Below are 12,760 nucleotides of genomic sequence, written 5' to 3' on the forward strand. Positions count from 1 at the left end.
CGTAAATTATTAATTTTTTATATATGCAATCAATTACAATCGTAGGTTCTCAAAGAGAAAGCGTGGGCAAAGCAGCAAGCAAAGCCTTACGTAATGCTGGACAGGTACCTTGCGTTTTATACGGAGGAGATAACGCAATACACTTTTCGGCAGAAGAAAAAGCATTCAAAAACTTAGTGTATACTCCCAATGTATATACTGCAACGATTGAACTTGCAGGTAAAACGTACAATGCTATCTTGCAAGACATTCAGTTTGACCCCGTTACGGACAAAATTCTTCACATTGATTTTTATCAGTTACATGCTGATAAAGAAATTACATTAGAAGTACCAATCCGTATCGAAGGAAATTCACCAGGAATTATGGCCGGAGGAACAATTCGTGTGGTGAATCGTAAGTTGAAAGTAAGAGCACTTCCTGCTAATTTGCCTGATTTTGTTCCGATTGATATCTCTTGGATGGAAATGGGTAATAAGTTCTATGTAACTCGAATAGAAACTAAGAATTATAAAATTATGCATCCCGACAATACGGTTGTTTGTCAAGTAAGAATTTCTCGTGCTGCGATGAAAGCTGCGCAAGAAGCTGCAAAAGCCGAAAAAGGAACTGCAAAGAAAAAGAAATAAAGTTTTTGTTATTCCTTTATTTTAACGAAATCCGCTCGTATAAAGCGGATTTTGTTGCTTTCTAAAAAAATATACATTTGCACAGATAATAAAAACCCTTTTTGATATGAAACAAATTTTTATTTTTACAATGATTTTGGCAGGAATAGTAACTTCTTGCGGGAAAAATGATGATTCTTCTTCGACTAATTCAGCGGGTACTTATACCGTAAAGGCAACGATAACAAACGGCGGTGTGCTTTACGGAGGAACTATCTACATAGATACCGAATTGGGTAGTGATAAATCACGTGATTATTCTGTTTTTACAGACGAACATATGAAGAGTATGATTAGCAAAACAGAATGGGAAGGCAGTTATGATGTTAAAAAATCTATCTCGGTACAGATTAACGCTCGGACAATGGGGAGTAATACTTTGACAGAAAACTCTGTTCTGAGAGTTACTATCCTCAAAGATGGAAAAGAAATAACAGCTGGCGAGCAAAAAGGAATTGGCGATGCAACTGGGGTAGTAGCAGGAACAAACATTATTTTACCATAACTCAGAATTTAGTGTATAGGTCAAAACTTTTAAAGTTTTGGGATTAGGTTGTTAGTTTTTTTTAATCTTAATCCCTAACTCCTATTCCCTAATAACTAAATTATGTTTACACAAAAATACGATGTTATTGTAGTGGGTGGTGGACACGCAGGAGCCGAAGCAGCGGCGGCGGCGGTCAATATGGGAGCAAAAACCTTGCTCATTACAATGCAATTGCAAAATATCGCACAGATGTCGTGCAACCCAGCGGTAGGAGGTATCGCCAAGGGACAAATCGTGCGTGAGATTGATGCTTTGGGCGGATATACAGGCATCATCACCGACAAAACGGCCATTCAGTTCAAAATGCTCAACCAGTCCAAAGGGCCAGCGATGTGGAGTCCTCGAGCTCAGTCTGACCGAATGCGATTTGCCGAAGAATGGCGTCTGCAACTCGAACGATTGCCTAATCTCGACTTCTATCAGGATATGGTTTCCGACCTAATCATCGAAAATCATCAGGTAAAAGGCGTAAAAACTTCTTTGGGAACTCCTATTTATTCCAAAACCGTGATTCTTACTAACGGAACATTTCTGAATGGAGTTATTCATATTGGAATGAAGCAGTTAGGAGGAGGAAGAGCGGGTGAAAAGGCTTCCAAAGGCATTACCGAATGCTTGGTTTCTTACGGATTTGAAGCAGGAAGAATGAAAACAGGAACACCTCCGCGAGTGGATAGCCGTTCGCTTGATTATTCCAAAATGATTCCGCAACCTGGTGATGAAAATCCAGAGAAATTTTCCTTTTCGGAAGAAACACAACCGCTTAAAAATCAGAAGGATTGCCATATGACCTACACCAGTGAGGAGGTACACGACCTGCTCCGTACAGGATTTGACCGCTCACCGATGTTCAATGGGGCAATTCAGGGCGTGGGGCCACGTTATTGTCCTTCAATTGAGGATAAAATCAACCGATTTGCCGACAAAGACCGCCATCAAATTTTTGTAGAACCCGAAGGTTGGAACACGGTGGAGGTGTATGTAAATGGATTTTCAACATCGCTTCCAGAAGAGGTTCAGTTTGAGGCACTTCGTAAGGTGGAAGGCTTTGAGAATGTGAAATTCTTCCGACCAGGGTATGCCATTGAGTATGATTATTTTCCGCCAACGCAGCTCAAACATACGTTGGAGACAAAACTTGTTGAAAATCTGTATTTTGCAGGACAAATCAACGGAACAACGGGCTATGAAGAGGCTGCCGCACAAGGAATTATGGCAGGAATTAACGCTGTGCAGAAAATTCGTGAGCAAGAGCCTTTCATTCTGAAACGAAACGAGGCTTACATTGGTGTTTTGATTGACGATTTGATTACCAAAGGAACGGAAGAACCTTACCGAATGTTCACTTCCCGAGCGGAATATCGTACCCTTTTGCGACAAGACAACGCCGATGCACGACTTACGCCTCTTGGTTTTTCATTGGGATTGGCATCACAAAAAAGAATGGACATTTTGGAAAAAAAACAAGCAAAAACGAATGCTTTTGTGGAGTTTTTCAAGGAAACGAGCATCAAACCCGAAGAAGCGAACCCAATTTTGGAAAAATACGATTCGTCTCCAATGAAACAAGGCGACAAAATGTTCAAAGTGCTTTCGCGTCCAAACATTACCATTGCCGATTTGCAACAATTGGAGAGCGTAAAATCATTCGTGGAAACCAATGAAATCGATAAAGAAGTCATCGAACAAACGGAAATCGAGGTAAAATACGCAGGATACATTGAAAAAGAAAAGAACAATGCCGACAAACTTAACCGCTTGGAAGACATTCGCATACCTGAAAATTTCAATTACGACAAGCTGACCTCTATTTCGTTTGAATCTCGCGAAAAGTTGAAAAAAATTCGTCCGACAACACTCTCACAAGCCTCGCGTATCAGCGGCGTTTCCCCAGCAGATATTAGTATTTTGCTAGTGTATATGGGGAGGTAGCACCGATAGGCGATGAATTGTAGGGAAAAGATATATCTTTTCCGTTGAGTTGAAGTAAAATTTTGATTATCAAATTTATTTTTCTACTTTTGCCTTGAAATATTGGTCAATATTATAATATCAAAAGCGTTAGCTTGTTATTCTACCATAAAAGAGAATCTGGTAAATTCAATCAACGAAACGTGGAATAAGTAAGCCGAGACGCTCACGCCGTATAGCGTGGACTTTTTCTCCTTATTTATATGTTTCGTAGCTTTACCAGAGGCTTCTTTTGTGAATAAATAAGAGTTAGGCCTCACGCTTTTTTTATTTTAGTAACTTCACTTTGAGGCTGAGTGAATTAAAACTTTATAAAACAATGAAAAATATTTTAAAATTGGCTTTGGTAACTGTGAGTATGTTGGTGGTTTCTTGTGGGAAAAATGATGATACCCCAACAGAAAATGCTCGTATTCTAGGTACTTGGAAACGTGTTAAAACAGAAGATGTAAAAGACGGAAAAAGAGTTAATCCACGAGATGTAAAAGATGATGATTGTAGCAAATACGTTTTTACCAATAAAACATTAACTAATTATTATCCAAGGGAAGAAGATAATAAATGTGTTACAGAGGAAAAGCCTTACAGAATAAAAAATGGAAGAATCTATTACAAGGAATATAACGATGAAAAAGGCAAGTATGAAGATAATGATTTTCAATTCAATTTCATAGACGATGATACATTTGAAGAAATTGAAAATAATTCTAACGGAGCAGATGGAAGAGTAGATATATACAAGTGCGTTAAATAGTTCGCTTATACTAAAATCATAAAAAAGATTATTGGTTAATTCCGATAATCTTTTTAGTTTTGTATTCATCAATCGATACCAGTATTTTGCTAGTGTATATGGGGAGGTAATTATTCTTTATTACCATAAAATGAGAAAATTTGCTACAATATAAAAGTTATGGAAATAGATAAGATTCATCTTTCCTTCTGCTTTTAACTATACATTGGTATACTTTTATATATTTAAAATTTCGGATACAAAAATATTCTTTTCTCAAAGGGAATGTTTTATGAAATTTGTATATTTGCAATCTAAAATGTATAAAATAGCATAAATTATGAATAGTATAGGCTTAAATCTTCGTAGAATACGAGAGCAAAAAGGACTTTCACAAGAATATTTAGCAGATAGATTAGATATTAGTCAAGCGTCATATGCACGATTAGAAAATGAAGACACTAAGATAACAGTAGATAGACTTTTAAAAATTGCTGAAATTCTTGAAACTGAAGTTACTGATTTTTTTAACACGGCTAATCTTTCTATTCAAACACAAAACAATCACGATAATTCATATGGATATATTCAAAATTTGACTATTGATAATAAAGATATTACGGAAAAACTTATAAAATCTTTTGAGGCTCGTTTGAAAGAAAAAGATGAACAAATATCTTTTTTAAAAAATATACTATCCAGAAATAATTTTTTATAAAATATATGCTCTGAATTATTGGAAAATCGTGAAAAGCTGAAGAAAATCTGCTTGAAACTCTTTCACAGGTCTCTTACATCAGTAACGTTTTTCTCGCAGATATTAGTATTTTGTTGGTTTATATGGGTCGGTAGATGCCAGCGGCACAGGCAATTTATTTATAATAGTTAATCAAAAAAACAATGAAAAACCTAAAACAAATTGATTTTAAGGAGGTTAAGCATTTAATCATAGAAAGTAGCTTTTATTATACATATCAAGATATGCCTTATTTGTTATACGAAGGTGACTGCATTTTAGACAAACCTTTTGATTTGGACAATGCTGATTTTCAGGATTTTGCTGCTATTATTATTACGGGTGATTTAACGGCAACTCAAATTTATAATAGCGAAACTGATGCTTTGTGCGGACTTATCGTTTTTGGGAAATTTGACAGCTCAAAATATACGTGGTTGGCGGACAAGAGATTTTTGTTAGCAAAAACTTGAATGTAACCGAACTTTATTGAGGAGATTATAATCACGGCGAATTGGTTGTGCAAGGCGAAATCAACATAAATGTATTTATTGCCACAGATTATTCTTATGATTATAAGCGTTTTCAGGCACAAGACCGTGTGAAAATCAACTATTATTTATGCGATGAAAAAGACGATTCCGATGCCAAAGAAGAGGGCGAACTGATTAAAAAACTATTTGAAAAAAAGTGTATTTACACAGAATCGGACGAAATTTACAGCTGGGGCAATTGGCTGAATAACGATGTGATATTCAGTAGATTGTCTAAAAACAAATCAGTTTTATTGCCTGATGAAAAAATCAAAAAGAATTTTGAAGAAGTGGCAAAAACTTGGCTTTTTCCGAATTTTGGAATTAGTAATTAAGTATAGTTAATTCATTATTTAGCTTAAGCATTAATAAATTTAGACTGTAAATCATCATTTTTAAACCCTTTGTATAGCATTTGGTTTTTCTTCTAAATCGGGATAAATAATGCCGAGTTCTGCTGTTGTAACTCTCAACCGTATAAGTTTCCGATTTGTTTTGTAGATGCTTTTCAACAGGAATAAATTCTTTGTAACTTTTCCAATAATCCGTACAATACACCTTTGTTTCTACTTCTTTTATTCTTTCCCAAAACTTTAATCCCGTTTCTGTTGCTCGATTCCCAACAACAAAATCAAGGTATCGTTTTCCCTCTCTATCAACTGCAATCCAGACCCAACAGGAGTTTTTTTTGACTGTACATAACTGTGCAATTCGTCTATTTCCACTACCGAAACAGGTTTTTCATTCTTTATTTCTTCCAATTGACTGCCGTATTTTTTTATTCAATTCATTACCGCTACGTGACTTACGCCCAGAATTCTTCCAATAGAATGAAAACTCAATCCTTCCAAATACATCATCAAACCAAGTCTTCGTTCTGAGGGAAGTTTGGCAGTGGATTTATGGGTAACGGTATAATTCCTTCCACAATCTTTGCATTTATATCTCTGAACACCTTTGATAATTCCATTTTTTATTTTGTTTTTGCTTTTACATTTTGAACAATCCATATCTTATTTTTTTGACAAAGATACAAAAACTATGTTTAATTACCAAAGCCGCTTTTCGTTTAAGATTTATATTTATCTACAATAATATAGTAAAATAACCCAAATTCATTCTGCAGTATGACAAAAATGTAAATGTCATTTTTGTTTAAATTTATCAATTTATAAAAATAAAAGATATTATTTGAGTGTTTTCATTTTTTAATTGACTTTGACAAAGTATAGTATTGTCTTTAAATTTCATTGCAAAATGTCATTTTTGGAAAATAATTATAGTACCTTTGTGTTTTTGTTCCGTTTAGTAAGCGTTTGTACTGGGTTGGTACTGAAATTTTCCTAGAACAAAGTATTATAATGTCAAAATAAATTTTATCTATATATTTATAACATATATATATTGAAAAAATACTTGCTAATTTGATAATAAATAGTAATTTTGCCGAAAAACTGATTTTTATCATAAACTGATGATTCAAATATCTGAACAAGCAAAAAAGAAATTAATTTCCTTAATGGAAGAAGATAATTTTGACCCTACAACCGATTTTGTACGTGTGGGCGTGAAAAGCGGTGGTTGTAGCGGACTTTCCTACGAACTCAAATTCGATAAAACCACTGACGCCGATGATAAAATATTTGAAAACAACGGAATACGCATTGCTGTAAACAAAAAAAGTTTTCTCTATTTAGTAGGCACAATTCTCGAATATTCAGGCGGACTTAACGGCAAAGGTTTTGTATTCAACAATCCCAACGCTAACCGAACTTGTGGCTGCGGAGAGAGTTTTTCGATGTAAAATTATTATTCATTCAAAGATTTAAAGATTAAATAATTAAAAAATAATTTATGGCACAGGAGTTTGAAAGTTTTAGAGTCTAAAGAAACTTTAGCTCTAACCAAAAAAGTCTTTGAATTGTTAAATCATCAATATTTGAAAAATGAATTTGAATTTTCTAATCAGATGAAACGTGCTGTTTTATCTATTTCAAATAATATTGCAGAAGGTTCAGAATACAATAACAATGCACAATTTGTAAGATTTTTAAAATATGCAAAGGGAAGTTGTGCAGAGGTAAGAAATATGCTTAATATTTGTGGCGAAATTTATAATATCAACACAGAAAGTTTAAAAGAACATTGCAAAGAAATATCTGTTCAGCTTTCAAAATTTATTGATTACTTAAAAGTGAATGACAATAAGCGAATTAAATAATTCATAAATTTACACCTCGCTTTAATCATTTAATTGTTTAATCATTTAATTTTTTTAATCAAAGAAAAATGGCAAAATACACAGAAGACGATTTACGTGACGAACTACAAACCAAGGAATACGCCTATGGTTTTTATACGGATATAGAAGCCGAAACATTCCCAAAGGGACTCAATGAGGAAATTGTGATTGCGATTTCCAAAAAGAAAAACGAGCCTGAATGGATGACCAATTGGCGTCTCGAGGCTTTCCGCATTTGGAAAGAAATGGAAGAACCCGAATGGGCAAATGTAAAATACGAAAAACCTGATTTCCAAGACATTTCGTATTATTCCGCACCCAAGCAGAAACCTCAATACGAAAGTTTAGATGAAGTAGACCCAAAACTTCTTGAAACTTTTAACAAATTGGGTATTTCCATCGAAGAGCAGAAACGTTTAACAGGCGTTGCCCCTGTTGCGATGGACATCGTGATGGATTCCGTTTCGGTGGCGACAACTTTCAAAAAGACATTGGCAGAAAAAGGAATCATCTTCTGTTCTATCTCCGAAGCCATTCAAGAACACCCCGAATTGGTGAAAAAATACATCGGCTCTGTCGTACCTAAAACCGACAATTTCTATGCTGCCCTGAACTCGGCGGTATTTTCCGATGGGTCTTTCTGTTATGTACCCAAAGGCGTTCGTTGTCCGATGGAACTTTCTACCTATTTCCGAATCAATCAGGCAGGTACAGGGCAGTTCGAGCGTACTTTAGTGATTGCCGATGAAGGTAGCTACGTGTCTTATCTTGAAGGATGTACCGCTCCGCAACGTGACGAAAACCAATTACACGCTGCCGTAGTGGAGCTCATAGCTTTAGACAATGCCGAGATAAAATACTCTACCGTTCAGAATTGGTTCCCGGGGGATAAAGATGGTAAAGGAGGGGTTTTCAATTTTGTAACCAAACGCGGACTATGTGAAAAGAACGCTAAAATATCTTGGACGCAGGTCGAGACAGGTTCCGCAGTAACGTGGAAATATCCATCGTGTGTGCTCAAAGGTGATAATTCGATTGGGGAATTTTACTCCATCGCCGTAACCAATCACTTCCAACAGGCGGATACAGGAACCAAAATGATTCACTTAGGGAAAAACACTCGTTCAACAATCATTTCAAAAGGGATTTCTGCCGGACAATCGCAGAATTCTTATCGAGGCTTGGTGAAAGTTAGTCCGAACGCCGAGAATGCACGAAACTTCTCGCAATGTGATTCTCTTTTGATGGGTAACGAGTGCGGGGCTCATACCTTTCCGTACATCGAAGCGAAAAACAAAACCGCTCAAATAGAACACGAAGCCACAACCTCCAAAATTGGGGAAGACCAAATTTTCTACTGCAACCAACGCGGTATCGACACGGAAAAAGCCATCGCACTGATTGTAAACGGTTTCAGTAAAGAGGTATTAAACAAACTTCCGATGGAATTTGCCGTAGAAGCTCAGAAACTATTGGAAATCAGCTTGGAGGGAAGTGTTGGGTAGATGGTTCTTTCGTTAAGAAATAATATAAAATGAACAAAATGCTATACTTTTTTTTGGCAATTGTTGGACTTGTTTGCCTGGTAATTGCCGCATATATGCAGCTACCTAAATTTGGAAAACACCTTGCGGGGAAGCGTTTGCAGCGAATAGAAAACTCTCCTAATTATAAAGACGGAGCATTTCAGAATATTGAAGAAACCAAAACCTTTACAACCGAAGATAAAACAATAGTTGGGGCATTTTGGGATTTTCCATTCAAAAAAGTAGCGAATAAATCTCTGAAAACAGAACTACTCAGCGTGAAGACCTATCTTACTCAAATCTCTACGGAGAAAGAATACGCGGAGTGGTTCGGACATTCATCTTATCTTATACAAACTCACGGAAAACGTTTTTTGCTTGACCCTGTGCTTGTTACAGGTACCCCGTTGCCTTTTTCAGATGGCGGAATGTTCAAGGGGTCAAAGATTTATAAGCCGAATGATATTCCCGAGATAGATTATTTGGTAATCACGCATGACCATTGGGATCATTTGGATTATGAAACTATAAAAGCCTTACGCTCACGTGTAGGGCACGTTATTTGTCCTTTGGGAGTGGGTGCGCATTTTGAACATTGGGGATTTGCTACTGAAAAAATCACAGAATTAGATTGGAACGAATCTACAACGACAGGGAGTTTTACCATTACGTGTCTTCCAACGCGTCATTTTTCAGGGCGCGGTTTGGTGCGAAATAAAACGCTCTGGGGGTCATTTATGCTTGAAACTCCAACACGTACAATTTATATCGGAGGAGATAGCGGATATGGAAATCACTTCAAAGAGATTGCTCGCAAGTTTCCGAAGATTGATTTTGCCTTGTTGGAAAACGGACAATACAATACGAATTGGGCAAACATTCACTTTTTGCCTGATAACTTGGTGAAAGTAATTCAAGAACTGAATCCTAAGCGTGTTTTTCCAGTGCATAATAGCAAATTTGCCTTGGCGTATCATTCGTGGAATGAGCCTTTGGAAAAAATTTACAATGTCGCCAAAGAAAAGCAACTGAATGTGATTTTCCCCAAGATAGGTGAAAAGATTATCCTCGATGATGAGCATCAATCTTTTGAGGAATGGTGGTAATATGTAGTGGAATTTGTCTTCTGGCAGCAGAAAATAGTTTTATGACACCATAAAAAAGCATTATTTTATTAGAAATGAATGATAAATGACATAGATTTAGATAATTTATAACTGGGAAATGATGTTTTTCACGTGGGACGAACAATTTTCTAAGTAGGACGAACGATTTCCCAAGTGGGACAAACAATTTCCCAAGTGGGACAAACAATTTCCCAAATGGAATAGAGAATATTTGTGAAGGTATAAGGGTTGTTTTGTCTGTTTAAAAAAAATAAATAGATACGTTCAGTTATTTGATGTGTGGGTTGTGGTTATCAATGGCAGATGAGTCTTTTTCTAAAGGCAGTTTATGGTGTTTGCCAAAGAATAAAGCGTGCCTTGTCTGTATTTTTTAAAATCTTATTTTGGATAAATGATAATTCATTTTGCAAAAATTAGCATTGTGAATAAATTTGTTTATAAAAAAGTAGCAATAAGAGTATTTTGGCTCGATTTTTGCTGTTCTTTTTATAAAAAAAATAAGAACTTTATAAATTAAATGCTTATGGCGAAGAAATCGTACGCAGAGAACATGAAATCAGTAAAACTGATGATTGATGGGCTTAGAAATCACAAGGAAAACTTGCCCGCTGGTGTTGATGAAGCTTTTATCAATGAGTTGGAAGCCTTGAAAAACAAGGTAGAAACCCTCAACAGCGAGCAAGAGAAGCTCAAAGCCGACTTAAAATCGAAAACCGAAGCCATTGAGAAAGAACTCAAATTGCTTGCAGAGAAACAAGCCATCGCTCGTAAAAGAACCAAGATGGATTTCCCGCAAAGTCAGTGGCGAGAGTTCGGAATCGAAGACAAAAAGTAGGCTAACACACATCTCCTTTCATTCTTTTTTGATAAAAAAGTAAGAAAGGAGATGTTTTTTGAGTAAAATTGTCTGAGCGAAAACCTACACAAACAGAAAAAAGGAAGAAGTCTGCCAAAGCAGGGTATGAGAGAGGACAGATGTTATTTTTTTCAAAACTATATCTTCCTATTGCTGGTCAAAAGGGAAGTCATTGTGATAGATTATTTGAAATTAGCTATATTTAAAGTTAAAAATATCGTATATAAATAGAGATGTGATACAAAAAGTATGATACAGAAAAAAATAAATAGTTTTATCAGTTTGAGTGAAGTTGAAACCTCATAAATTAAGGCTTCGACTTCGCTCAGCCTGACACCAAAAATGATCATCATACTTTTTATAACATTACTTAAATAGTAACTAAAATTGTTTTAAGATGTACAAATGTATTTTGTTTTTAGGTCTTTCAGTAATTATCTGTGGGGCATGTTCCAAAGGGAGTCATACAGAACCAACAAGTCCGAATGCACCTAAACAAGAAGTTCCCAAAGAAGAAACTCCTTTGCAGGGTGTTAAAAAAGAAGAAATTACACGTTTCTTTACGCAACATCTCGATGGCAAAACCATTGCATTTGACAAAAAACAAGTATTGCAATCTTCGCAAGTAGCAATGTATCGTGATATGGTTTGGCAATCTTGGATAGATGCCAATGCGAAGCATACCCAAGAGCAGTTGGGAGAATTATTACCCTTAGATTATGCGCAAAGTAAGCATTGGCAATTACCACAATCGTTAGAGGCAAATGCCGTAATGCCTTTCTATTGGGGTTCAAAAGGTAATCGACCTGAAAAAGGGTATCCGCTATTTGTCTATATGCATGGGTCAGGCGATAAAAATAAGGAATGGACTACTGGTAGAGCGCTTGCGCTGAGTTTTAAAGATGAGCCATCTGCTTATTTTATTCCTCAAATACCCAACACAGGGGCATTTTATCGTTGGTGGCAAAAATCAAAACAATTTGCTTGGGAGAAGCTACTCCGCTTAGCTTTTCTTTCAGGAAAAATAGATGCGAATAAAATTTATTTCTTTGGAATATCTGAAGGAGGTTACGGGAGCCAACGCTTAGCTTCTTTCTATGCTGATTATTTGGCGGGAGCAGGTCCGATGGCAGGTGGTGAACCGCTTATCAATGCTCCGATAGAAAACTGCCGAAACATAGCATTTTCTTTTCTCACTGGAGAATTTGATTATACATTTCATCGAAATAAAATAACCCGATATACAAAAGAAGCCTTTGAAAAACATCGAGCCCAAGATACTGAGGGATATGTACATCGTATTGAGTTAGTTCCCCAAGCAGAACACGGATTTGATTATAGCCCTACTACACCTTGGTTAAGGCAATATACACGAAATCCGCATCCGAAAAAAGTTGTTTGGGAAGACTTTCCGATGGACGGCCTGTACCGAAACGGATTTTATAACATAGTTGTCAAGGAACGCGCTTTCGAACGCGTGCGTTATACGATGGATATTGTTGATAACGTAGTGAGTATCAATCTCGATGCTGTTTCTTATCAGGGAGTAGAAACCAGTCCCAACTGGGGGTTCTTTACCAAATACGAAAAAACGCATACCCCTGTGCATAAAGGAAAATTTGTCGTTTATTTCAATCAAAATCTGGTAGATTTGACCCAAAACGTACAGATTAAGGTCAATAACAAAGAGGTTTTCAACGGAATCTTAGTGCTTGATGTTCAGAACCTTATCAATAGCTGTTCTGTTTTCTTTGATCCCGAAAGATTATACCCAGCGGCTGTCGAAATACAACTAAATTAAAAAACATAACAAATCTAAAA

Annotated in this window: 13 protein-coding genes and 1 pseudogene; 13 read left to right on the forward strand and 1 reads right to left on the reverse strand. The window is 36.2% G+C overall.

Going from position 1 to position 12,760, the window contains the following annotated elements:
* The first annotated feature begins 23 nt into the window (after positions 1 to 23).
* From OO775_RS01340 to OO775_RS01370, 7 genes are all read left to right on the forward strand, one after another.
* Entirely contained in the window at positions 24 to 629 is a 606-nt protein-coding gene (locus tag OO775_RS01340; protein WP_264845211.1) for a 50S ribosomal protein L25/general stress protein Ctc, read from the forward strand.
* Positions 630 to 735: 106 nt separating this feature from the next.
* A complete protein-coding gene (locus tag OO775_RS01345) occupies positions 736 to 1,173 on the forward strand; it encodes a hypothetical protein (RefSeq protein ID WP_264845212.1) in 438 nt (145 codons plus the stop codon).
* Positions 1,174 to 1,275: 102 nt separating this feature from the next.
* Positions 1,276 to 3,147, forward strand: a complete 1,872-nt coding sequence (gene mnmG, locus OO775_RS01350; protein ID WP_264845213.1) for a tRNA uridine-5-carboxymethylaminomethyl(34) synthesis enzyme MnmG — start codon at positions 1,276 to 1,278, stop codon at positions 3,145 to 3,147.
* 358 nt (positions 3,148 to 3,505) lie between these two features.
* A complete protein-coding gene (locus OO775_RS01355) occupies positions 3,506 to 3,940 on the forward strand; it encodes a hypothetical protein (RefSeq protein ID WP_264845215.1) in 435 nt (144 codons plus the stop codon).
* A 319-nt stretch (positions 3,941 to 4,259) separates the two neighbouring features.
* Positions 4,260 to 4,637, forward strand: coding sequence for a helix-turn-helix domain-containing protein (locus OO775_RS01360; RefSeq protein WP_264845216.1), 378 nt, complete (start codon positions 4,260 to 4,262; stop codon positions 4,635 to 4,637).
* A 182-nt stretch (positions 4,638 to 4,819) separates the two neighbouring features.
* Entirely contained in the window at positions 4,820 to 5,128 is a 309-nt protein-coding gene (locus OO775_RS01365; protein WP_264845217.1) for a hypothetical protein, read from the forward strand.
* 41 nt (positions 5,129 to 5,169) lie between these two features.
* The gene (locus tag OO775_RS01370; protein WP_264845218.1) at positions 5,170 to 5,523 is read left to right on the forward strand and encodes a hypothetical protein; all 354 of its coding nucleotides are present in this window, start codon (positions 5,170 to 5,172) and stop codon (positions 5,521 to 5,523) included.
* Here OO775_RS01370 and OO775_RS01375 read toward each other — a convergent pair.
* Positions 5,513 to 6,198: pseudogene (locus OO775_RS01375) on the reverse strand (IS1 family transposase). The gene OO775_RS01370 and the pseudogene OO775_RS01375 overlap by 11 nt on opposite strands.
* Positions 6,199 to 6,662: 464 nt before the next feature.
* Here OO775_RS01375 and OO775_RS01380 point away from each other — a divergent pair.
* From OO775_RS01380 to OO775_RS01405, 6 genes are all read left to right on the forward strand, one after another.
* A complete protein-coding gene (locus OO775_RS01380) occupies positions 6,663 to 6,992 on the forward strand; it encodes a HesB/IscA family protein (RefSeq protein ID WP_264845219.1) in 330 nt (109 codons plus the stop codon).
* A 63-nt stretch (positions 6,993 to 7,055) separates the two neighbouring features.
* A complete protein-coding gene (locus OO775_RS01385) occupies positions 7,056 to 7,409 on the forward strand; it encodes a four helix bundle protein (protein WP_264845220.1) in 354 nt (117 codons plus the stop codon).
* 68 nt (positions 7,410 to 7,477) lie between these two features.
* On the forward strand, positions 7,478 to 8,935 hold the full coding sequence (gene sufB, locus OO775_RS01390; RefSeq protein WP_041986640.1) for a Fe-S cluster assembly protein SufB: 1,458 nt from the start codon (positions 7,478 to 7,480) through the stop codon (positions 8,933 to 8,935).
* Positions 8,936 to 8,973: 38 nt separating this feature from the next.
* The gene (locus OO775_RS01395; RefSeq protein ID WP_264845223.1) at positions 8,974 to 10,062 is read left to right on the forward strand and encodes an MBL fold metallo-hydrolase; all 1,089 of its coding nucleotides are present in this window, start codon (positions 8,974 to 8,976) and stop codon (positions 10,060 to 10,062) included.
* Positions 10,063 to 10,606: 544 nt separating this feature from the next.
* Positions 10,607 to 10,918: a membrane-binding protein gene (locus OO775_RS01400; protein WP_264845224.1), complete on the forward strand. Its 312-nt coding sequence runs from the start codon at positions 10,607 to 10,609 to the stop codon at positions 10,916 to 10,918.
* Positions 10,919 to 11,336: 418 nt separating this feature from the next.
* Positions 11,337 to 12,740: a hypothetical protein gene (locus OO775_RS01405; RefSeq protein WP_264845225.1), complete on the forward strand. Its 1,404-nt coding sequence runs from the start codon at positions 11,337 to 11,339 to the stop codon at positions 12,738 to 12,740.
* The last annotated feature ends 20 nt before the right edge of the window (positions 12,741 to 12,760 follow it).

This window comes from Capnocytophaga catalasegens (assembly GCF_026005215.1).
Classification (GTDB): Bacteria; Bacteroidota; Bacteroidia; order Flavobacteriales; family Flavobacteriaceae; genus Capnocytophaga; species Capnocytophaga catalasegens.